The 23,156-nt window shown below is 46.9% G+C and carries 20 protein-coding genes; 8 read left to right on the top strand and 12 right to left on the bottom strand.

The features are described 5' to 3' along the window. Positions 1–33: 33 nt before the first annotated feature. The 10 genes from L5L94_RS12950 to L5L94_RS12905 form a co-directional block, all read right to left on the bottom strand. A complete protein-coding gene (locus tag L5L94_RS12950) occupies positions 34–636 on the bottom strand; it encodes a DJ-1/PfpI family protein (protein ID WP_113940987.1) in 603 nt (200 codons plus the stop codon). A gap of 136 nt (positions 637–772) precedes the next feature. Beyond that, positions 773–1,795 carry a hypothetical protein gene (locus L5L94_RS12945; RefSeq protein ID WP_263163489.1) on the bottom strand — a complete coding sequence of 341 codons (1,023 nt, stop codon included), beginning with the start codon at positions 1,793–1,795 and terminating at the stop codon, positions 773–775. 573 nt (positions 1,796–2,368) lie between these two features. Beyond that, positions 2,369–3,025 (bottom strand): 3-oxoacid CoA-transferase subunit B, encoded by a 657-nt coding sequence (locus L5L94_RS12940; RefSeq protein WP_006082325.1) that lies wholly within the window; start codon positions 3,023–3,025, stop codon positions 2,369–2,371. Between the two features lie 127 nt (positions 3,026–3,152). Further along, positions 3,153–3,857 (bottom strand): CoA transferase subunit A, encoded by a 705-nt coding sequence (locus L5L94_RS12935; RefSeq protein ID WP_263163487.1) that lies wholly within the window; start codon positions 3,855–3,857, stop codon positions 3,153–3,155. Between the two features lie 87 nt (positions 3,858–3,944). Beyond that, positions 3,945–4,868: a hydroxymethylglutaryl-CoA lyase gene (locus L5L94_RS12930; protein ID WP_263163485.1), complete on the bottom strand. Its 924-nt coding sequence runs from the start codon at positions 4,866–4,868 to the stop codon at positions 3,945–3,947. A gap of 1 nt (position 4,869) precedes the next feature. After that, a complete protein-coding gene (locus L5L94_RS12925) occupies positions 4,870–6,933 on the bottom strand; it encodes an acetyl/propionyl/methylcrotonyl-CoA carboxylase subunit alpha (RefSeq protein WP_263163483.1) in 2,064 nt (687 codons plus the stop codon). Further along, positions 6,933–7,811: an enoyl-CoA hydratase-related protein gene (locus tag L5L94_RS12920; RefSeq protein ID WP_263163481.1), complete on the bottom strand. Its 879-nt coding sequence runs from the start codon at positions 7,809–7,811 to the stop codon at positions 6,933–6,935. The genes L5L94_RS12925 and L5L94_RS12920 overlap by 1 nt, the downstream gene beginning before the upstream one ends. Positions 7,812–7,860: 49 nt before the next feature. Beyond that, positions 7,861–9,468: a carboxyl transferase domain-containing protein gene (locus tag L5L94_RS12915; RefSeq protein ID WP_263163479.1), complete on the bottom strand. Its 1,608-nt coding sequence runs from the start codon at positions 9,466–9,468 to the stop codon at positions 7,861–7,863. Positions 9,469–9,584: 116 nt separating this feature from the next. Next, positions 9,585–10,754, bottom strand: a complete 1,170-nt coding sequence (locus tag L5L94_RS12910) for an isovaleryl-CoA dehydrogenase (protein WP_263163478.1) — start codon at positions 10,752–10,754, stop codon at positions 9,585–9,587. A gap of 140 nt (positions 10,755–10,894) precedes the next feature. Next, complete coding sequence (locus L5L94_RS12905; protein WP_006082318.1) at positions 10,895–11,302, bottom strand: MerR family transcriptional regulator; 408 nt, start codon at positions 11,300–11,302, stop codon at positions 10,895–10,897. A gap of 291 nt (positions 11,303–11,593) precedes the next feature. Here L5L94_RS12905 and L5L94_RS12900 point away from each other — a divergent pair, with 291 nt between their 5' ends. The 3 genes from L5L94_RS12900 to gndA all read left to right on the top strand — a co-directional run bounded on the left by L5L94_RS12900 (position 11,594) and on the right by gndA (position 16,114). Then, positions 11,594–13,552, top strand: coding sequence for a propionyl-CoA synthetase (locus tag L5L94_RS12900; RefSeq protein ID WP_263163477.1), 1,959 nt, complete (start codon positions 11,594–11,596; stop codon positions 13,550–13,552). Positions 13,553–13,846: 294 nt separating this feature from the next. Further along, positions 13,847–14,161: a quaternary ammonium compound efflux SMR transporter SugE gene (gene sugE / locus L5L94_RS12895; protein WP_263163474.1), complete on the top strand. Its 315-nt coding sequence runs from the start codon at positions 13,847–13,849 to the stop codon at positions 14,159–14,161. 426 nt (positions 14,162–14,587) lie between these two features. Continuing rightward, positions 14,588–16,114: an NADP-dependent phosphogluconate dehydrogenase gene (gene gndA / locus L5L94_RS12890; RefSeq protein WP_263163472.1), complete on the top strand. Its 1,527-nt coding sequence runs from the start codon at positions 14,588–14,590 to the stop codon at positions 16,112–16,114. Positions 16,115–16,255: 141 nt separating this feature from the next. Here the strand turns inward: gndA and L5L94_RS12885 are convergent, their stop codons facing one another. Beyond that, positions 16,256–17,155, bottom strand: a complete 900-nt coding sequence (locus tag L5L94_RS12885) for a LysR family transcriptional regulator (RefSeq protein ID WP_173497695.1) — start codon at positions 17,153–17,155, stop codon at positions 16,256–16,258. A 163-nt stretch (positions 17,156–17,318) separates the two neighbouring features. On the opposite strand from L5L94_RS12885, the gene L5L94_RS12880 reads away from it, so the two are divergent. Both L5L94_RS12880 and L5L94_RS12875 read left to right on the top strand, forming a co-directional pair. Beyond that, complete coding sequence (locus L5L94_RS12880) at positions 17,319–17,801, top strand: DoxX family protein (RefSeq protein WP_263163470.1); 483 nt, start codon at positions 17,319–17,321, stop codon at positions 17,799–17,801. Between the two features lie 97 nt (positions 17,802–17,898). Continuing rightward, entirely contained in the window at positions 17,899–18,714 is an 816-nt protein-coding gene (locus L5L94_RS12875; protein WP_263163468.1) for a DODA-type extradiol aromatic ring-opening family dioxygenase, read from the top strand. Positions 18,715–18,860: 146 nt separating this feature from the next. Here L5L94_RS12875 and L5L94_RS12870 read toward each other — a convergent pair whose 3' ends face one another. After that, positions 18,861–19,736 carry a 1,4-dihydroxy-2-naphthoate polyprenyltransferase gene (locus L5L94_RS12870; RefSeq protein ID WP_173243963.1) on the bottom strand — a complete coding sequence of 292 codons (876 nt, stop codon included), beginning with the start codon at positions 19,734–19,736 and terminating at the stop codon, positions 18,861–18,863. 342 nt (positions 19,737–20,078) lie between these two features. On the opposite strand from L5L94_RS12870, the gene L5L94_RS12865 reads away from it, so the two are divergent. The 3 genes from L5L94_RS12865 to L5L94_RS12855 all read left to right on the top strand — a co-directional run bounded on the left by L5L94_RS12865 (position 20,079) and on the right by L5L94_RS12855 (position 22,523). Next, a complete protein-coding gene (locus L5L94_RS12865; RefSeq protein WP_263163466.1) occupies positions 20,079–21,017 on the top strand; it encodes an SDR family NAD(P)-dependent oxidoreductase in 939 nt (312 codons plus the stop codon). Positions 21,018–21,253: 236 nt separating this feature from the next. Beyond that, positions 21,254–22,120 (top strand): acyl-CoA thioesterase II, encoded by an 867-nt coding sequence (gene tesB, locus L5L94_RS12860; protein WP_028761097.1) that lies wholly within the window; start codon positions 21,254–21,256, stop codon positions 22,118–22,120. Position 22,121: 1 nt separating this feature from the next. Then, positions 22,122–22,523 (top strand): YbaY family lipoprotein, encoded by a 402-nt coding sequence (locus L5L94_RS12855; RefSeq protein WP_131523152.1) that lies wholly within the window; start codon positions 22,122–22,124, stop codon positions 22,521–22,523. Positions 22,524–23,156 lie beyond the last annotated feature (633 nt).

Below are 23,156 nucleotides of genomic sequence, written 5' to 3'. Positions count from 1 at the left end.
CCTTTTCATTCATCGAGAGTATCTACATCACTTTTAACGAATGGCCGCGGAGATGGAGGATTGGATTAATGCTTCAAAAATATCTGTTTGCCCGGCAGGAATAAGCTGCCTGTGAATTTCGCGGCGTTTCGCACTGTCGAATAAACGCTCCGCAACCCAACCGGTTAAATAGAGTGAGGAAAGGCAGCCACCCGCAGTGGCAATATTGCCATTAATCACGAGGGCGCAGTCTTCTACATCGACGCCCATGGCAACTAGGGCAGGTTTTGCATCGGGGTGAGTCGTTGCTGAAAGATTGTCGAGTAGCCCTAATTTGGCAAAGAAGAATGACCCAGCGCAGATACTGCCAAGCAATTGTCGTGTGGGATCTAATTTAAGGGCGGACATAAACTCAGTATCAGCAAGTGCCGCAGGTACGCCTTTGTAACCACTGCTGAATAATACCACGTCGGCATCAGCGACTTCGGCCACATGACCATCGGTTGCAACCGTCATCCCCAAGCTTGATATGTGGCTAGGTTTGGTCCCGAGTACTTTTACTGTCCAATCGGTTTTTGTACGGCCGAGAATATCGCGCATTAAGAAGAAATCGATATCGGTAAATTCATCAAATATCACAATCGCAATCTGGTACATAAGCTTTCCTCTGGCTTGTATTGTGGATGACTTAAGGCTTGAATACGCTCAACCTTAAGCCTTGGGTCCTCAATATTAATAGAATCATAATTTTATTGGTTATCCATTTTTTATGAAAATTTGGTTAATCAAAATCTTAACCAGCACTAAACGATGGCAGTCGCTTGGCGAAAATAGCATGGGCATCAAAATCTTGGCTTTGCATTCTGGTTAATGTGTTGGTTAACACCTCATCAGCAGCATCTTCAATCCGCTGTATCCCTAACGTTGCAACATAATCACTAAATGATGTGGATACTTGTTCAAACAAAGCTGTGATCTCGCCAAAGGCTGGATGACTGAATTGTGGGTTAGGCAAACCCCTAAGGGATCGCAGTTTCAGCAGCATTAACGCTGTCAATGGTAAATATGTGTGCGGTCCACCATTGAACTCAAAAAAGCACTTTTTATCCCCAATAACTGCTTGTTCTACCTGATGATCACACAGGGTTTGCAGCATAGTGCTGATGAATTCGATATCCTGTGTGTCCCAGTTATCTAAAAATGGCGCATAGGGGAAAGGAGCCGTTTTTCGCAGTGTCACTTGCACTTCCGTGGCAAAAGGCGGCTCAATAACGCCCAAATAGCGCCCATACAGCAGCACCAAAAAATCGCCTATAAAACTGTGGGAGCGAATTATCCAGCCTGAGCGCCAAGCCATTGCGTTGGCATAATACAGCTCGTCGGCCTCAGTCTTAAGCCCTGAAAAAAGCATCAGCACCAGCCTGAATACATGGGTTGTATCCCAACTAGCATTAGTAAAACCACCGGTGTTTTCAACCGCAGTGCAGTATTTGTAATAGTCTATGGCGGTATCAAAATAGCCGTAAGCGAGCGAATGCAGCAGCGGTGCCGCCTCGAGCTTGCCTGATTCAATATACGTAAGTTGTGCCGCAAGATTCCAATGGCATTCAGGTACTGCGAACTCAGATCCAAATAACTCCCACTGGCGAAAATCATCAGGGTAATCAATATATGCTTTTAATCTCTCGAATTTTTCCGCTATCCCAGTATCAATATAACCAGTCAACAAATACTGGTTGTATTCAAACACGTTTTTTGGATAATCGCGCATCAGCTTGCGGCTTCGGCTGCGTTTATTGAGAAACTTATCTAACATTCTGTGTATCCTTTTTACTTAGCTGGCGTCAAGTTTACCGTAACGGCGCTAAATATGACTATCTGTAGCATTTTTGAAGCAAGCATTAAGCGACTCCGTTGTAGCGATGGTGAACACACATTCGCCAGCAAAGAACCTTACTAACATATGGTGTTATCAGTTTAATGCGCGACATTGTTCATTATTGAATATGCTGGGATGGGGAGTAAACCGCACTCTTGCGTTGGCGACCATCGGAAAAAGGGACTTTTTCGTTGAGCCCCCAAGGATGGGTTTACGGCGTGTCGCCAGAGCATTAGTGCTGTTTATGGCGATAAGCTCTCAAAAAGTACCTAGACTGCAAAAGCTCACAAAAAAACAAGGTTTGTAGTGAACAAGCTGGTGGTGAATTTTACTCATGGTTCCCCGTTTTCGCGGGGATGACAAAAGCAACAAGGCCCAGAATCATTTTCTGGGCCTTGTTGGTATCGTAAAACGTCGGTTAACGCTCAAAACTCTTTAGGCTAAAGCTTTCAAACTAACTTGAGTTTCAACCTTAGCCGCTATACGTTACTTGCGCATTTTAGAGAACGCTTAAAACACCATTTCTGGTACATGCTCTGGCACGATTAATTTGCCGGCGGTTTTGCTGACGATTTCTTCGACGCTGACGCCTGGCGCGCGCTCTAACAAATGAAATGCGCCATCTTTGATTTCGATAAAGGCTAAATCTGTGACGACGCGTTTAATGCAGCCGTAACCGGTTAGTGGCAATTCGCACACGGGTAGCAGCTTAGAATTGCCGTATTTATCGGCGTGCATCATAGTCACGATAATGTTTTCGGCGCCCGCGACTAAATCCATCGCGCCGCCCATGCCTTTGATGAGTTTGCCGGGGATCATCCATGAGGCGATAGAGCCATTCACATCGACTTCAAAGGCGCCGAGTACGGTTAAATCCACATGGCCGCCACGGATCATGGCAAAGCTTTCCGCCGATGAAAAAAATGAAGCACCTTTCACTGCGGTAACGGTTTGTTTACCCGCGTTGATTAAATCGGGATCTATGGTGTCTTCGGTAGGGAATTCGCCCATGCCAAGTAGACCATTTTCCGATTGCAGCATGACTTCCATGCCGCTCGGAATATAGTTAGCGACCAGTGTGGGAATGCCGATGCCAAGGTTGACGTAGTAGCCGTCTTTTAATTCTTTGGCGACGCGCTGAGCCAGTTGTTCTCTTGATAATGCCATGATATCTATCCTTTCTATTTGGCTTTGACGCTTTGGTCTTTACTCTTAGGTTTTTACCCTTAGTTTTTACTTTAGGGAGCTAAGTGCCAATTGCGTTAACTGTGTTTCAAGGTTTTGCCAGCGCCTTTTATTTCGCGGCTTTTACCGTGCGCTGCTCGATACGTTTCTCGAACGTGCCTTGAATAACGCGGTCAACATAGATGCCCGGCGTGTGGATATGATCTGGGTCTAGCTCGCCCGGCTCAACAATAAACTCGGCTTCAACCACAGTGATTTTGCCCGCGGCCGCCATCATAGGGTTAAAGTTGGCTGCGGTTTTACGGAACACCAAATTACCCATGGTATCGGCTTTCCATGCGCGCACTAAGGCAAAATCTGCGGTCAGCGATTCTTCTAACACGTAATGGCGACCTTTGATTTCGCGGGTTTCTTTGCCATCAGCGACTGGCGTGCCGAAGCCTGTAGCGGTGAAAAATGCCGGAATACCTGCGCCGCCTGCGCGGATCTTTTCCGCCAGCGTGCCTTGGGGCGTTAAAATCACGTTCAGTTCGCCAGAGAGCATTTGCTGTTCAAAGGTGGCATTTTCACCCACGTAAGAGGCGATCATAGTGGCGATTTGGCGATGTTTTAACAGTAAGCCAAGGCCGAAATCGTCAACGCCAGCGTTATTTGATATCGCCGTTAAGCCGTTAACGCCCATCTTAACCATTTGATTGATTAAGCCTTCTGGAATGCCGCATAGGCCAAAGCCGCCGACCATAATGGTCATGTCGTCCGATAAGCCTGCTAACGCTTCTTCATAGCTGCTGACGACTTTATTGAGTCCTGCCATTGTGATGTCCTTTTATGCTTTAGAAAACGCGCGGGAAATAACGCGCGTTTTTAATAACGGTTGTTGGTGTCGTTAATGGTTTTTGTTTTATTTTGCTAACAGGGCAGTGGCCACTTTCGAACCGTTGTTGCGATTCAACTGTGTGCTGATCGCTTGCCCAGCTAACGCGAGTTTTTGTAAATCGATACCCGTTTCGAATCCCATGCCGTGCAGCATATACACTAAGTCTTCGGTGGCAAGATTGCCCGATGCGCCTTTGGCATAGGGGCAACCACCAAGACCCGCAACCGAGGAGTCAAACACCCGCACACCTAAGTCTAAGCAGGCTAAAATGTTGGCTAATGCTTGGCCATAGGTGTCGTGAAAGTGTAGCGCCAGTTTTTCGACTGGGACGCGCTCAGCCACAGTTTGCAGCATTCTACGGGCTTTTTGCGGCGTGCCTACACCTATGGTGTCGCCAAGCGATATTTCGTAACAGCCCATTTTGTAAAGGATTTCAGACACACGGGCCACTTCACTGACCGCTATCTCACCTTCATAGGGGCAGCCGAGCACACAGGACACATAGCCACGCACTGGGATATTGTGTTTTTTTGCTAATTTCATCAAAGGGATAAAGCGTTCAATCGACTCTTCTATCGAGCAGTTGATATTGCGCTGACTAAAGCTTTGTGAGGCGGCGCCAAATATTGCCACCTCACTCGCTTTTGCATCCAGTGCCAGTTCAAAGCCTTTAACGTTGGGTGTGAGAGCGCTATACACCACGCCGCTTTGACGCTGTATTTGCTTGAGCACATCGGCAGAATCGGCCATTTGTGGCACCCATTTAGGTGACACAAAGCTGCCGGCTTCGATACGCTTAAGCCCCGCACCTGCCAGCGATTCAATCAAGGCGATTTTTGCTGCCGTCGGCACGGCGACTTCGTTTTGCAGGCCGTCGCGTGCGCCCATCTCGAAAATGCTGACCGTGTCTTTGGCGTGTAGACTTTGGCTCATATTGACGAAAGACATCTTAGGCTTCCTTGGTCGCAGTGGGCTCAGCCTCAATCCCATTTAATGGCGCTAGGTTTAACGGCTCTACGTTAAGCAAGGTTGCGCCATCGGTTACTAGCTCGCCCGCCTTAAAGTAGAACTCAGTGACTATGCCGTCAAAGGGGGCTTCGATTGTGTATTCCATCTTCATGGCTTCCATCACCAGCAAACCTTGGCCCGCTTTAACTTGTGTGCCGATATCGACTAAATGGGTCACTACCGTGCCGTTCATGGGCGCTTTTAACTTGTCAGTATTGCTGGCTTGTTCTTCGACCACGAGTGTTTGCACTGCTTTAAAGTGGTAACTGCCAGAGGATAAAAACAGCGTAAAGTCATCACCTTGGGCACTAACGGGCACTTTACTCTTATGGCCGTTGATTTCTGCGAGCAGTAAATCTTGTTTCAGCTCGCCATTTAGCAACCAATCTTGTCCGTGCAGCGGTAGCTGATACATGCCACCTAAATCGAGCATCACTAACTGCTGCAATTCATGGGCATCATCGAGTAGGGCAATATTGTGCTGACTGCAACTGTTGAGTCTAAAGCCGCTCACTTGACCCCAAGGCGAGTAAGGATCGGCGCTGTTGACAGCTTGCGCTTTGGCGGCTTCTTTACGGGCAAGCACTTGATACAGCGCGGCAAAGGCAAGCGCAGTATCGGCTTCGCTTGAAGCTGTGCCAATCAGGGTATCGCCATAACGGCCAATAAAGTCAGTGCTAAAGTCGGCATTGGCAAAGGCTGGGTGTTCGGCAATGTTGGCCAAAAACTCAATGTTGTGCTTAAGACCGCTGATTTGATACGACTCTAAGGCATGCACTAAACGTTGCAGCGCGCGCGGGCGCGATTCATCCCAGACGATAAGCTTGGCAATCATAGGATCGTAGAAGTTGCTGATCACATCATTTTCGCGAATGCCCGAATCGATACGCACGTATTTGCTTTGCTCGGGTTCACGTAAAAAGTTGAGCTTACCGCTGGCGGGTAAAAACTCATTTTGTGGATCTTCGGCATAAATTCGCACTTCAAAGGAATGGCCGTGAATACGCACTTCATCTTGCTTAAGGGGTAGTGGCTGACCACTGGCGACCATTAACTGCCATTTCACTAAATCTTGTCCTGTGACCATCTCAGTCACTGGATGCTCAACCTGCAGACGGGTGTTCATTTCCATGAAATAGAAGCTATTGTCTGTGTCGAGCAGAAACTCCACCGTCCCCGCGCCAACATAATCGATGGCTTTGGCTGCCGCGACGGCCGCTTCACCCATTTGGGCACGCAGTGTATCGCTTAAGCCGGGCGCAGGCGCTTCTTCGACCACTTTTTGGTGGCGGCGTTGAATCGAACAATCGCGATCCGATAAGTAAATCGCGTTGCCAAAGGTGTCGGCAAACACTTGCACTTCGACGTGGCGTGGCTGGCGTAAATAACGCTCCATCAATAACTTATCATTACCAAAAGAAGAGGCCGCTTCACGGCGCGCCGAGTTTACGGCTTCCATGATTTCGCCTTCGTTCTCGACGATCCGCATGCCTTTACCGCCGCCGCCATAAGCCGCTTTAATCAGCATAGGGAAGCCGATTTTCAGCGCCTCCGCTTTTAAGGTCGCATCGGTTTGGTCATCGCCGTGATAACCCGGCACTAAGGGCACGTTTGCTGCAGTCATAATAGATTTAGCGGCGCTTTTGCTGCCCATGGCATCGATAGCATCACTGCCTGGGCCAACAAAGGTGATGCCAGCGGCTTCACATTTACGGGCAAAGTCGGCATTTTCAGACAAGAAACCATAACCTGGGTGAATCGCTTGTGCGCCCGCTTTTTTGGCGATGTCGATAATCAAATCGCCCTTTAAATAGGAGTCTGCCGGTGCGCTGCCGCCTAAATAGAAGGATTCGTCGGCCATGGCGACATGGCGCGCTTCTTTATCGGCATCGGAATATAGGGCAACGGTGCGAACGCCCATGGCATGGGCTGTTTTGATGATGCGACAGGCGATTTCACCGCGGTTAGCAATCAATAGTTTGGTAAACATGTGCTTGGTCAACATCAAAGGGCTCCTTGGGTATCACTTGGCTTTTGCATGGGCTTGGAGGGCATTGAGTGCGCTTGTTGCCAATTAGGCTGACGTTTCTCAAAAAAGGCGTTTAAGCCCTCTTGGCCCTCGGTCGATACCCGAATGCGGGCGATACGCTCGCTAGTATAATCAATGGTGTTTTGGTCTATCACGCCATCTTCAAGATGCGACAGCAGTGTTTTGACCCACGCCATGCCTTGCGGACTATTGGCAAGTAGTGCCTCAATCATAGGCTTTGCGGCGGCGTCTAAGTCATCGCTGATCTCATGAATGACGTTAAGTTTTAATGCGGTTTCTGCACTAAAACGCTCGGCGGTCAGCATGTAGCGGCGCGATGCACGATTACCCATAGCGCGGGCAACGTAAGGGCTAATTACTGCTGGAATTAATCCGAGTTTCACTTCGCTCAAGCAAAAGCTGGCGCGCGTCGTGGCGATAGCGATATCGCAGGCGCAAATCAGCCCCAGTGCGCCGCCAAAGGCTGCACCTTGCACTAGTGCAATGGTGGGCTTAGGAAAGGTATCTAAATCCTGCATCAGTTTTGCTAAGGCTTTGGCATCATTTAGATTTTGCTCAAAGTCCATTTTGGCTTGCTTGCGCATCCAATTGAGATCGGCGCCGGCGCTGAAGTTTTTGCCGTTCGCTTTGAGTACCAGCACTTGGCATTGCTTGTGCTCAGCAAAATAGCTAAGGACGCTAATCATCTCGCTAATCATCACTTCATCGAAGGCGTTGTGCACATCGCTGCGATCTAAAATAAGCTCGGCAACGCCGTGAGTGAGCGCATGGCTCACGTGCTGTAAGTTGCTTAAATCCTTTGTGCCGCTAGCGCTGTTTAATGTGTCTGTCATTATTCTTTTCCTATCTTCTTGTGTGACATATGTTTTTCACATGTGCCTTTTACATACGGAACACACCAAAGCGGGTGTCTTCGATAGGAGCATTTAATGCCGCCGATAGGGCAAGGCCGACCACATCGCGGGTTTGCGCTGGGTCGATAATGCCGTCATCCCATAAACGGGCGCTGGCATGATACGGATGACCTTCTTTATCGTACTGGGCGACAATTGGCGCTTTAAAGGATTTTTCATCCTCAAGCGACCATTCTTCACCTTTACGGGCTAAACCGTCGCGACGCACTGTGGCGAGAACGCCTGCGGCTTGCTCTCCGCCCATCACAGAAATACGGGCGTTAGGCCACATCCACATCATGGTCGGTTCGAACGCACGGCCACACATGCCGTAGTTACCCGCGCCGTAGCTGCCGCCAATAATCACAGTGAATTTAGGTACATTGGCGCAAGAAACCGCGGTCACCATTTTAGCGCCGTGTTTGGCTATGCCTTCGTGTTCGTACTTTTTACCCACCATAAAGCCGGTGATATTTTGTAGGAACAGCAGCGGAATTTTGCGCTGGCAGCACAGTTCAATAAAGTGCGCGCCTTTTTGCGCAGACTCAGAGAACAGAATGCCGTTGTTAGCGACAATGCCGACTGGGTAGCCGTGAATGCGGGCAAAACCGCACACTAAGGTCGCGCCATAGTTGGCTTTAAACTCATCAAAATCAGAATCATCGACGATACGGGCGATCACTTCCTTGACATCAAAGGGCTTTTTCAAGTCGGTGCCGACAATGCCATACAGTTCGCTGATATCGAATTTTGGTGGCTTGACTGGGCTCAGCAGTGATTTGATTTCTTTTTGATGATTCAGGCGTGATACCGCGCGGCGGGCAAGCTCTAACGCGTGCTCATCGTTTTGGGCTAAATGATCCGCTACGCCGGAAATTTTAGTGTGCACTTCGGCGCCGCCGAGTTCTTCGGCGCTAACTTCTTCGCCAGTGGCCGCTTTGACTAATGGCGGGCCGGCTAAGAAGATAGTGCCTTGATCTTTTACGATAATCGATTCATCCGCCATGGCCGGCACATAGGCGCCGCCTGCGGTACACAGGCCCATCACCACTGCAATTTGGGGAATGCCCTTAGCGGACATTTGCGCTTGATTGTAAAAGATGCGGCCGAAATGGTCGCGGTCGGGGAAGACTTCATCTTGGCGGGGCAGGTTAGCGCCGCCAGAGTCGACTAAATAGATACAAGGCAAGTGACAACGGCTGGCAATATCTTGGGCGCGTAGATGTTTTTTAACGGTAATCGGGTAGTAAGTGCCACCTTTAACTGTAGCGTCGTTGGCGATGATCATGCACTCAACACCGCTCACACGGCCGATACCAGCGATAATGCCCGCTGCGGGCACTTCTTCGTCATAGACTTCAAACGCCGCAAATTGCGATAGCTCTAAAAAGGGCGAACCTGCATCGAGCAGCTTTTCAACCCGTTGACGTGGCAGTAATTTACCGCGGGATAAATGACGCTCTAGCGCCACAGGGCCGCCGCCGAGTTCGATTTTATTGAGTTTAGTTTTGAGATCGGCCACTAGGGCGGCCATATCGTCTGATTTTGCTTTAAATTCATCGCTACGGGCGTTGATACGACTGCTTATTTGCGTCACTTTGATTGTCCTTATAAAGCGGAAACTCGGTATCACCTTGCTCGAATGGTGGGCGCAAACTGTAAGTTACAGTGAGGTGCTACCCATTCACTTGTGAGAGATTATTTGAACTCGCGTTATTTCGACTCATTGAACAGTTCGCGGCCAATCAGCATGCGGCGAATTTCTGAGGTGCCAGCGCCGATTTCATACAGCTTTGCATCACGCAGTAAGCGGCCTGTGGCGTATTCGTTGACATAGCCATTGCCGCCTAGCAGTTGAATTGCATCCAGTGCCATTTTGGTGGCAAGTTCTGCGCTATAAAGAATGGCGCCTGCGGCATCTTTACGGGTGGTTTCACCGCGATCGCAGGATTTTGCGACGTTATAGACATAGGATTTGGCGGCATTCATGCCTGTGTACATGTCGGCTAACTTGCCTTGCACTAGTTGGAATTCACCGATGGATTTGCCAAATTGCTCACGCTCGTGGATGTAAGGCACAACGATATCCATGCAGGCATTCATGATCCCCAGCGGACCGCCAGACAGTACGACGCGCTCGTAATCTAGGCCGCTCATCAGCACTTTTACGCCGTTATTGAGTCCGCCTAAAATGTTTTCTTCTGGTACTTCTACATCTTCAAACACCAGTTCGCAGGTGTTAGAGCCGCGCATGCCGAGTTTGTCGAGCTTTTGCGCTTGGCTAAAACCTTTCGAATCACGTTCAACGATAAAGGCGGTAATACCGTGTGCGCCTTTGGTTAAGTCGGTTTTCGCGTAAATGACATAGGTGTGTGCATCTGGACCGTTAGTGATCCACATTTTGTTGCCGTTTAAGATGAATCGGTCGCCTTCTTTACGGGCATGTAGCTTCATCGAAACCACGTCAGAACCTGCGTTTGGCTCACTCATGGCCAGCGCGCCAATATGCTCACCGCTCACCAGTTTTGGCAGGTACTTGGCTTTTTGCGCTGCATTACCGTTACGGTTGATTTGATTGACACACAGGTTTGAGTGGGCACCGTAACTTAGGCCGATAGAAGCGGATGCGCGGGAGATTTCTTCCATTGCGACGACGTGGGCTAGGTAGCCCATGTTTGCGCCGCCGAACTCTTCGGGTACCGTTACTCCGAGCAGTCCCATTCCTCCAAGCACAGGCCAAAGTTCATTGGGAAAGGCATTGTCGTGATCCACTTTCGCGGCAATTGGGGCGATTTCATTCGCGGCAAAATCCTGCACTGCATCGCGCAGCATATCGACGTCTTCGCCTAGGCTAAAATTCAGACTTGTGTAGAGAGAGTTCATTGCTTGTGTCCTTTCAGATGTTCTAATTTCAGATTGTTATAGTTTTTATGATTTTTAGGTGCTTGAGTCTTTTAAATCTTGTACTTAAATCCGTAGTCGTTATCGCTATCAAATTGATTTGATTTTGTGTCAACGGGGATTTAGGCTTTTGCCGTTTTGTTATCTTCTAAGGCTAAACGGCACTGCTGCTCGGCGGAATTGAGTTCCATCAATACGACTTTGATGTCGTCCATTTGCTGTTGTAGTGCGGACTTTTTTTCTTCCACTAGCGCCAGCATGGTATTGAGCTGTGAGGTGCTGCTCTTGTCGGCATCGTATAATTCGAACAAGCGACGGGTTTCTGCCAAAGAAAAGCCCAAGCGTTTGCCGCGAAGAATTAGCTTGAGACGCACCCTGTCTTTGAGGCTATAAATACGGGTTTGGCCGCGGCGTTTAGGTTTAAGCAAACCTTGGTCTTCGTAAAAACGAATACTACGAGTAGTGATATCAAACTCTTTTGAGAGATCACTGATCGAGTAAGTCGTTTGTGGTGTGTTCGTTGCGCTCATTCATGCACCCTAAATAATCAGTTTTAAGCAAGATATATGAAGTTTACGTAAAGGTAAAGATTTTGGCTTTTATTCTGTTGCCATAAAAGTGTCAATCCCAATTGCCATAAGCCTGTGCAGCGAGATTAAAACGTGTGCTTTAAATTAGTGTTCTCACATAAAACCACAAATATCTTCTGGTTATAGGCTAACGTCTAATAGTGGGCTTTAGACCTCCTTGCTAATAATAGAAGCAGGAAGGGGTAGTTATTGCGGCTGACGATGTGAGTCGCAGTCCTGATTGGAGGACATATGTTGACCGAACAGCAAAATGCATCTGTAGCGCAAGCCACAAATCAAAAACAGAACCAACAAAAACATCAAGCGTTGCACCAAGCATCCTTGCTTAATAAAGCCGAATTCTGGGGAGAAGCGGCGAAGACGCTCGATTGGATTAAGCCAGCGCAAACTGTGCTCGATGAATCACAGGCGCCGTTTTATCATTGGTTCGCCGATGGTGAGATGAACACTTGTTATAACGCCGTTGACCGCCATGTGTTGGCTGGACGCGGTGACCAAGTGGCTATCCAGTATGTGAGTCCTGTTACGGATACTGAATACGGCATTAGCTACGGGGAGTTACAGGCTCAAGTGAGCCGACTCGCGGGCTTTATGCAATCTATTGGTATAGTGAAGGGCGACCGTGTGGTGATTTATATGCCTATGGTGCCGGAAACTGCCTTCGCTATGCTGGCCTGTGCCCGCATCGGTGCGATTCATTCTGTGGTTTTTGGTGGCTTTGCCGCCAATGAACTCGCGACTCGGATTAACGATGCCAAGCCTAAATTGGTCTTGTCGGCATCTTGCGGCATTGAGCCTTCGGGCGTGATCCCTTACAAGCCTCTGTTAGATAAAGCATTAGCGCAGTCAGTGCATCAGGTTAATCACTGCCTAATTTTGAATCGTAGCCAGTATCAGGCCGATTTACTTGAGGGTCGTGACTTAGATTGGCAAGCCGCATTAGCAACTGCACCTAAGGCCGATTGTGTCGTCCTCAAGGCTACCGATCCCTTGTATGTGCTTTATACCTCAGGCACCACGGGTCAGCCTAAAGGTGTGGTACGCGATAATGGTGGCCATGCCGTGGCTCTGGCTTGGTCGATGCAGCATATTTACGATATTCAAGCGGGTGATGTGTTTTGGGCTGCGTCCGATGTGGGCTGGGTTGTGGGTCACTCTTACATTGTGTACGGGCCGCTGCTGGTGGGCGCAACCACGTTAATGTATGAGGGCAAACCTGTCGGGACGCCAGATCCTGGCGCATTTTGGCGCACGATTGCCAAATATAAGGTTAAAAGCTTCTTCACCGCGCCGACGGCTATTCGCGCAATCAAGCGTGAAGATCCTGACGGTGAATATCTACAAGGTGTTGATTTAGCTTGTCTTAAAAATGTGTTTTTGGCGGGGGAGCGTTGCGATCCCGATACCTTAGTTTGGGCACACACTAAGCTCGCTAAACCTGTTATTGATCACTGGTGGCAAACCGAAACGGGCTGGCCTGTCGCAGCAAATTTGATGGGCACAGCGCCGGTTACCATTAAACCAGGTTCGCCAGCTTTACCTGTGCCGGGTTATGCGGTTGAAGTGCTAGACGAATTAGGTGAGCAAGTTGCGGCCAATACTTCGGGTAATGTGGTGATTAAATTGCCTCTACCGCCGGGAACCTTAACGACACTGTGGCAAAATGATCAACGCTATCAAGATAGTTACTTGTCTATGTATCCGGGTTACTACTTAACTGGCGATGCGGGTTATACCGATGAAGACGGCTATCTCTACATTATGAGTCGTATCGATGACATCATAAATGTAGCGGGGCACAGGTTATCGACGGGACGCTTCGAAGAAGTGTTATGTCAACACCCTGATGTGGCCGAAGCCGCGGTAATTGGGGTAGATGATGCGCTTAAGGGCCAAGTTCCCCTCGGATTAGTGGTACTCAAGAAAGGCGTGACGATCAGTGATGAAGAGCTGCATAAACAGTTAATAACCCTGGTACGCCAAGAAATTGGTCCCGTCGCTTCCTTTAGGTTAGTGAGTGCGATTCAAAAATTACCTAAAACGCGCTCGGGTAAAATTTTACGCGGTACTATGCGAAAAATTGCCGATAATCAGCAATATACTGCGCCAGCGACCATAGAAGATCCACAGACCTTAGAGTTAGTGCGTACCGCGCTCACTCGCATGGGTTATGCCGATGCCTTAGTGTAAGAAATAGATCGTAAAGGCTTTTATAGAAAGAGTGTAAAGGTCTTATAGAGAGTTGAAATATCAAGGCGATAGTAAACTGACCAAGCTTACTATCGCTTTTTGCGCATGGCATTTCTTATTTCGGCAAAATCAAAGATTGAAATTTTCACCTCAAATTTGCTAGTCTTGCAGGCTCATCACGTACAGCTATCACGCACAATCATCACCTACAGTTTTACTGTAATCAAATGGCTTAGGGACGACCCTAAATACGCCTAATCTAACATGGGGACGACCCCTTTATGGGAGTTCACTATGAGTTGGTTCTTATTAGTTCTTGCGGGTTTATTTGAAATTGGTTGGGCTATAGGGCTTAAATATACCGACGGTTTTACGCGTTTGTGGCCAAGTATCTTTACAGTAGCGTCGATGGCAGTGAGTGTGTTGCTACTAGGACTCGCGGTTAAGCAGCTACCTATAGGTACGGCTTACGGCGTGTGGGTCGGTATTGGCGCTATGGGCACCGCAATTGCGGGAATTATCCTCTTAGGAGAAGGCGTTAGCTTACTTAAAATCGTCAGTTTGATACTGATATTACTGGGTGTTTTAGGGCTTAAACTTGCCCATTAATTGACGGTTCTACTAGGGCGTGTTGACGTTTTGAGATTAAATTTTGTTCGATTTGGCAAGCTCGTGATCGCGAAACGAGGAGTGACGTGTAGTTATTCTACTCAAATGACGAGTGAAAAAGAGCAAGAGCTTGCCAGACGAACCCTTCGGGCAGCGTTTGGCTGGCGTTTCTGCTGCGTTATCGCCCGTTTATGTAGAATAACTACACTGCACGGGCTTTGCCTTGCATAAAAGCCTGCCAACTCGCTGCAAAAATAACCCTGAAACGTCAACACGCCCTAGATAAAATGAGACCTAAACGATTGGTACTTTCGGCACAATCGAAATTGCCAATCGTATGTCTCTGGTAATTAAGTTACAAAGATCGGTATAATTACCCCTCAAAATTGGTTAGCTCTAACCTCTGTGTCCCGTGGGAATAATATAATGCAAAACCACAGCAATCTTAATGATATCGGCGTAATTGGCCTTGGTGTTATGGGTAAAAACCTTGCGCTAAACATCGCAGATAACCAATATCACGTCAGCGCGTTTGACCTCGATCCTGTTAAAGTTAATGGTGTAATACAGCAAGAAAAACAGGAACGTGCTGGACTCGAATCTCGCATTCTTGGCTGTGCTAATCTTACCGAAATGTTAGCCAGTCTCACAAAACCCCGTATTCTTGTGCTTTCTGTTCCTGCTGGTGCCCCCGTCGATGGTGTCTGTAGTGCCTTGATTTCTGCCGGAATTGAGTCCGACGATATTGTTATCGACACAGGAAACAGTTTATGGACTGACACTGTTGAGCGTGAAGCGCGCTACAAAGGGCAGTTTGTATTTTTCAGCTCTGCAGTTTCGGGCGGCGAAGTCGGTGCGCGTTTTGGACCCTCACTTATGCCTAGCGGTGATATCGATGCATGGCACCATGTTGCGCCGATTTGGAAAGCGATTGCCGCTAAGGTTGATACCAAAACTGGGCTACCTATCGAACGCTTCGAGCCGGGTAATCCAGTGACAGAAGGCGAGCCATGCACGACTTATATTGGCCCCGCGGGTGCTGGCCATTATGTGAAAATGGTGCACAACGGTATCGAATACGCTGATATGCAGTTGATTTGCGAAGCGTATCAAATGCTGCATGACGGTTTAGGCATGAGTGCATCGGAAGTGGGCGATGTGTTTGAACGCTGGAACAAAGGCAGTTTAAACAGCTATTTGATGGGGATCAGTGCCGAAGTATTAAAACAGGTCGATCCATTAACGGGTAAACCGCTGGTGGAAATGATCTTAGATAAAGCGGGCCAAAAAGGCACGGGTTTGTGGACGGCCGTGAGCAGTTTACAAATTGGCTGTCCGGCGCCGACGATTGCTGAAGCTGTGTATGCGCGCGCCATAAGTACCCAAAAATCCTTACGTCTACAACTCAGCCAGAAATTGGCTGGGCCAAATGCACCTGTTATCGATGACGCACAAAAAGCACTGTTGATTGAAGCCCTTGAAAGCGCGTTATATTGCGCGAAAGTGTGTTGTTACGCCCAAGGCTTCCAGTTGATGGCGATGACGGCTCATGAACAAAAATGGCAGTTAGACTTTGCTGAAATTGCAAAAATTTGGCGTGCGGGTTGTATTATTCGCGCGACTTTCTTGCAATCAATCACTCAAGCCTATGAAGACAAATCTGATCTTGGCAATCTGTTGATGGCGGACAGTTTTGCGTCTGCCTTGTCTGAAAAGCAAGGCCTATGGCGCACTGCGGTAGCGACTGCGGTAATGCAAGGTATTCCAGCGCCGTGTATTAGCTCAGCACTGGCATATTACGACAGTTACCGCTGCGAAACATTACCAGCGAACTTACTCCAAGGTCAGCGTGACTTTTTCGGCTCTCATACCTTTGAGCGTATCGATACCCCAGCAGGCGAGAAATATCACTTAGATTGGAGCGCTAAAGAGCGCACCTTAGCTAAGGTTTAGTCTAAGGTTCTGCCCACTAACAAAATGAAAAACGCCCCTTATCAAGGGGCGTTTTTTTATGGTCGATGATTTTATAACGGCTTATGACTTTTTGACTTCAATTCATTTTAAGTCACTAAGTTAAATCTTAAGCTTGAATTCCTAAGTATTCAGCTCAGATGAAAAGGCGATCAGCTTTTGCCAGAGTGCTTGGGCGACAGGGCCTAAAGGTGAGTGGGGTTTTCGCATCACATAGTAATCGAGTTGAATGTTGTTTTGCCTTTCACGCAGATCCAGTGCAATCAACGCGCCCTGTTTGAGTGAATCTACAATCATATAGTGCGGCAGCTTGCCCCAGCCCATACCACTTTGAATAAGCATTTTTTTAGTGTAAAAATCATTAACATACCAACGTCGTTGCCCCGCCTGTACCCCAAACTCAATATTCGCAGTGCCTGAGCCCGTATCTTGGATCACGATTTGGTATTCATTAACGAGCTCTCGTGCGTAGGTCAGTGTCGGATGACGCTCAAGCATGCGCGGCGCGGCAACATCGAGAAGGCTACCGGAAAATAAATAGGCTAATTCTAAATGACTCGAGCGTATGGGCTCAATTCCGCCTGCGGAGATGATGATTTCAGCTTTATCTTGATTCAGCGCTTCGAGTGCACCAGTTAAAAACTCTTGTTTGAGAATAATTTGGGTATAGGGAAACTCATTTTGAGTCAGCTCTAAAATCGGCAAAATTCGAGCGAGATTAAAGGAGGCTTCAAAAGCTAAGGTGATGCTTGCTTCGTTACCTTTGGCTAAATGCTTCGCTACTTGCTTCATTTCTTGCGCTTCATTCAGTACCCGCAGGGTATGTTGCAGCAGTTTTCGACCTTGCTCAGTGATGGCGAGTCGATAACCTTCGCGATTAAACAGGATAAGATCGAGTTGGGATTCTAACTGTTTGATACTTTGGCTAATGGCGGGTTGGGTTTTATGTAGCTTGTCACTGGCAGCTTTGAGTGAGCCCGCCTCAGCTACGGTTTTAAACATCAGCAGTTGATCTAAGGTCACAAGGATTGCTCGCAATTTATAAATTATTAGTTTAGGAGATATTAGATTTTATTCCATATTTATTTATCTTTTATCGGCTCATAATCGATTCCATTCTCGCTCGTCGTCTGCGAATTTATGCCCAAGACTGACGGCAAATATCACGTTTAATGGGGTGTGTGCGATGCGATTTTTAAACTTATGTGATACCAAGGTTTTAAGTATCAATGGCTTAGTTGCAGAGGTTGATACACAGAAGTTATTCCTTTGTGCCAATACACTCAATCGCGCCGCTGCAACCGTCACACTGGCGATGAGCATAGTGTTTTTTATCTCGGGATTTGCCAAGTTATTTGGCGTGCCTATGTTCCATGTTCCGTTTACTTTGATGAATCTTCCCACCGGATTTGGCTATTTTATTGGTTTGATGGAAGTGATTGGTGCCCTTGGGTTGTGTCTACGTGACTACCGAGTGCTATCGGCGAGCGGTTTACTGGCGATTATGATGGGGGCGATTTATTTCCACTTTAATTATGAAGCGCCGATTAATGCACTGCCCGCATTGAGTTTATCGGCTGGCCTCTTTCTGGTTATCAAACTGGATGAAATTATTGAGCGTTTAGTGCAATTTCAGCGGCAGTTGGTGCTGAATCGCTCCGCATTTTAAGCGTGCATTGAAGTGTTATGTAGAACCGTGAGTTAAGTGAGAAATGCTGAGTTTAAAGCCAGTAGTACAGATATAAGTTAATCAACACGAGAGGATTATGATGCAAGTTAACGCGAGTCGTATGCCTGTGCTATTTGTGCCCCATGGTGGTGGCCCTATGCCTTTGCTCAATGATGTTAATCATAGGGAGTTGCGTGCATTTTTAACTTCAGTAACAGCGCCAATGCCAACTCCGAAGGCGATTGTGTTGATCACTGCCCATTGGGAAGAATCTGTGGTGACTTTGTCGAGTAGCCCAAAGCCAAGTATTTTGTATGATTACTATGGATTTCCACCTGAGGCTTATCAGCTGACATATCCTGCACCCGGTGAGCCAGAATTAGCCGCACAGATTGCGAATATGCTATCGGATAAGGGCATCGCCGCCCGCTTAGATAGCGAACGCGCATTTGATCACGGTACTTTTGTACCACTTAAGTTGATGTATCCTGAGGCGAATATTCCCGTGGTGCAGATGTCGTTAGTCCACAGCCTCGATCCTAAAATCCATATAGCGATTGGGGAGGCTTTAGCGCCGCTGCGGGACCAAGGGGTGTTGATCGTGGGGTCTGGCATGTCGTTTCACAATATGCGGGCATTTTTCTCAAGCGATCTCACAGTGCAAAGCCGCAGTGCAGAATTTGATCATTGGTTGACGCAAACTTTAACGGCAAGTGTTAGTTTTGCCGAGGTAAAAACAGCGTTAATTCATTGGCAATCAGCCCCTGAAGCGCGTTTTAGTCATCCGCGGGAAGAACATTTATTACCGCTACATGTGTGTTTTGGTGCAGGCCATAATGGTTCATCCCATGCCGAACGCAACTTTAATGGTATTTTGTTAAACACGCTGATCTCTGGTTATATCTGGCAATAAATGGAGGGTAGGATTTCCCTCGTCGATAATAAGCCAAATTGAAGTTGTGTTGCGGCCAATAAAAAAGGTTCGTATCTATCGAAGATATGAACCTTTTTATATTCAGCATTGAGCTGTGGTGTAGCATTAGCTTAGCTGATTTACTCTTATGCGGTAAACACTAAACCCACGCTAAACAAGGTACTGAAAATCATGGTTAACTTAGCTGTACGGCCGAGTAACGGATTTAAGGCTTCACCAGAAACTGCATAAAAATCGCTACTGAGTTTGCGGGCAATAAGCAGAGATAATCCCGCAAGTAGTACTGGTAAGCCGGGTAAAATACCGAATAAAAAGCCAGCGATGACTAAGCCAAAGGGCAAATAGATTAAAGCTTGATAAAGCACTTTTGCCTGAGCTTCGCCAATACGTACCGCTAGAGTATGCTTGCCCGCTTGGGTGTCGGTACGGATGTCGCGAGTGTTATTCACCAACATAATCGCAGCGTTAAATAAGCCAATCGCACAACCTAATAACCAAGCATTAACAGTCGTATCGCCCGCCTGCAGATAATAACTGCCCACCACTGCCACTAACCCAAAAAAGACAAATGCCGCTACTTCACCGAGCCCATGGGAGGCGAGGGGATAGGGGCCACCACTGTAGCCAAGAGCACCTAAAATAGCGGCTGCGGCGAGAATGGCGATGGGCCAGCCTCCGTGCCAAATCAGATATGATCCCACGGCAAGCGCCATTAAGAGACAAAATATCATGGCATTGCGAACGCTTGTTGGTGAAATTAAACCACTTTGAGTCACGCGAACGGGCCCTAAGCGCTCGTCTGTATCTATGCCGTTTTTAAAATCAAAATAGTCGTTAGCGAGGTTGACCGCGATTTGTAATAAGACAGCACACAACATTGAAGTGGCAGCGATTAACCAGCTGTAACTCTCAAGATGCAGGGCGAGAATGTTGCCTATCAGTAGGGGACCTATGGCCGCGGGTAGCGTACGGGGTCTTATTGCTAAAATCCAAGGATTCATGGCGTCCAGTCATTATTGGTAAATGGGAATGGTACCGAGCAAGGGCTCAATTAGCGCATAGCATAACAAGATTTAACACGAAAGTGAGCACTATCTAATAAACGCATTTAACAGAGTTTGAATTGGCGCACATATGTTCACTGATGCAGGATGAGATTTGTCGTTAAGTTCAAAGAAAATCAAAAAAGTCTGTGTTTCCATAGTTAATGTTAATGGAGGCTTTGTGCTGTCCATGACATAGGCGTAACGCTAAATACTTTGTTTAGTAGATAGCATAGGCGGTTGTTACCCTATGCTCGTTATTTTTTGCCGCTACAACAATGCCGATAAGGACATATTTGGATGCGTTTTGACAATAAGGTGGCATTAGTCACTGGGGCTGCGGCTGGGTTAGGTCGAGCGTATGCCATCATGTTGGCTGAACGGGGGGCAAAAGTGATACTCGTCGACCAGCCGTTATCGTCCTATGAGTCAATTTCCACCGACGGCGCTCAGACGAGCCAAGCCAACTTAGAATTAATGCAGACCTATTGCAGCATTATTAAACTCGGTGGAGATTGCATTTATTTTGTGCTTGATGTGAGTCAGCGAAATGAAGTGAATAGCATGATTGAAGAGGTGATCCTACGCTGGCATCGCATTGATATCTTGATTAATAACGCGGGCGTTTATGGTGCTTGTCCCTTTGAGCACATTAAACTTGAGCAGTGGCAACGGCAATTGGATGTCGATCTCAATGGCAGCTTTTATCTCACTCAAGCTGTTTGGCCTTATATGCAACAACAGAATTTTGGCCGGATAATGATGACAACGGGAGTTTCGGCCTTGTTCGGTGACTTGCACCAAGTTGGTTTTAGTGCGAGCAAGATGGCGCTGGTCGGCATGGTGAATAGCTTATCATTAGAAGGTGAAATTCATAATATTCGAGTCAATAGCTTATGCCCTCAGGCCGTAACCGCGATGACGGCCAAACATTTAGCGAGTGCGATTCAGCCGCTATTTTCCTTTGAATCATTAACGGCTACTACGGCTTTCTTGGTGAGTGAACAGGCGCCAAATGGTCAACATCTACTCGCCGGAGCGGGCAGTGTTAGCCACGGCATGTTTGTCGAGTTTCAGCCTATGTATTTTAATGAAGGTCTTTTTACGCCAGATAACCTCGCGCAGCAGTGGCCACAGTTACACCAATCCTTCCCCGTGACTTTGCACTCCTGTGGAGAGGATAAGGTTTTGTCTTGGTCTAAGTTAAGTGCGCTAGAACATCACATTAAAATCGATTGATTCATCATGCTTGTATTTGAACTAAGCCTGCATCTATAGCGATTTAAATGCAGTAAGTGGCTCAATAAAGCCGTAAATGCTAAGCACAATAAATAACACAGATACTCCAACGTGCCTCGTTTAATTCCTCATCGTTGAGTGATGATTTGATTGTGAATCATCGATAGAAGACTGGTCAGCTTAAGGCTAACTGAGTTACCCTTTAAGATTAATTGCTAATTACGCAGTAGGATCCCATGAGTCAGGTATTAGACGATCTTTTATCATTACTTTCCCTTGAGCAAATTGAAATTGGCCTCTTTCGTGGTCAAAGCCAAGATCTGGGTTTTGGGCATGTGTTTGGTGGTCAAGTGATGGGCCAAGCACTGAGCGCCGCAAAACAGACAGTAGCTGCTGAGCGTAAGATCCATTCATTACACTCCTACTTTTTACGTGCAGGTGACGAGAAGTTGCCGATTGTTTATGAAGTAGAAAATATGCGTGATGGCGGTAGTTTTAGCGCTCGTCGGGTTAGTGCTATTCAAAAAGGTCGGCCGATTTTTCATATGACCTGCTCCTTCCAAGAACCTGAGGAAGGTTTTAGTCATCAAGCCGCTATGCCGCAAGTACCCGGACCTGAAGGTTTGTTGAATCAGCAGGAATTGGCGCTGACGATGCGGGATAAAGTACCGCCGAGCATACTTGAAAAGTTTATGGCCGATGCGCCAATTGAGATGCGATTGGTCAATCCACTGCACCCTTTTGCGCCTAAAGAAACCGAGCCGTACCGTTATGTTTGGATGAGGGCTAATGGTCCTATGCCAAATGATGCCCATATCCATGAATATTTACTCGCCTATGCCTCAGACTTTAACTTTTTAGTCACGGCAGCTCAGCCCCACGGTGTATCCTTCTTAAGTCCTGGGGTACGAATGGCGACGATCGACCATGCGATGTGGTTCCATCGCCCGATTAATATGGGAGAGTGGTTGCTTTACAGTATCGATAGTCCTAATGCTAGCGGTGGCAGAGGTTACGTCAGAGGGCAGTTTTTCAATCAACAAGGCGAGTTAGTGGCTTCTTCTACTCAAGAAGGCCTGATACGCATGGTAAAAGGACGTTAGTATGTATCTGAAAATAAAATCGTTTATATTGTTCTCTCTCATGGCTGTCTTGCTCAATGGCTGTGTGACTGTAACACCTGAACAACCGATTATCATCAATGGCGCCGCTGGCTATCTAGAGAAGATCCCATTACCTCAAGGCTGCCAAATCATTATTGCCATTATTGATTTGAATACTCCAGGTGTCATCGTCGCACAAAAAACCTTCAATATCGCCAGAGCACCTGTGCCATTTAAATTTACATTGCCCGCTAAATCGATCGATAAAAGTATCCAATATGGCGTAGTGGCGATGATTAAGTTTCAAGACCAAGTGATCTTCCAAACCTATGACAGGTTCCCAGTTATCAATAATGATAAGTTCACGACAGAAGTGTTAATGAAGGCGGTGATGGCTAATTAACCACTGGCCACAACTGCAATAATATTGTTTTTATATTGATGAAGATTTAGCCCTTTCAATTCTATATTGAAAGGGCTTTTTTGTGGTCAATAATCCGCTTGCTATGCTGTAAATGTGAGATTAAGTATTAACTTGCTCTATACAGGATTAAGAATATTAATGCATAAGTTAGTTAATTTTTATAAGGGGTATCATTTTGTAAAATATCATACAAATATAATATGTATATATTTTGTTAAATTAGTGATGTTATTTTTGTTGTTTGTTGTTTCGTAAAAGATCTTTTGCGTTTATTTTGTAACTAATGATATTTGTAAAAAAGAATATTTATTTACGGGTATTCATTCTGTTTAACCTAAGAGTATTTTTGAGCTGACACTTAAAGGTTAAGTTTAAATATATGATTTAATGTTTATTATTTTTTTTATCGATTTTTATACTACGACTTATCGTTGGGACATAAAACAGTCTGATAAAGGTTATATGGATTTATTTTAACAAGGTATGAGGTTGTTCATCATTTACTGAATTACGTTCTGTTAACTTACTGTTTTAATTTGTATCATCACGTGTTACAAATTGTCGCGATAAAACTCAGTGATCATCATCACAGTAAATTGAATGGTTATTCAT

It is taken from the genome of Shewanella sp. SM21 (genome assembly GCF_025654335.1).
Taxonomy (GTDB): domain Bacteria; phylum Pseudomonadota; class Gammaproteobacteria; order Enterobacterales; family Shewanellaceae; genus Shewanella; species Shewanella oncorhynchi.
Note: the sequence above shows the minus strand (reverse complement) of the source record. Positions and strands in the feature narration are given on the sequence as shown.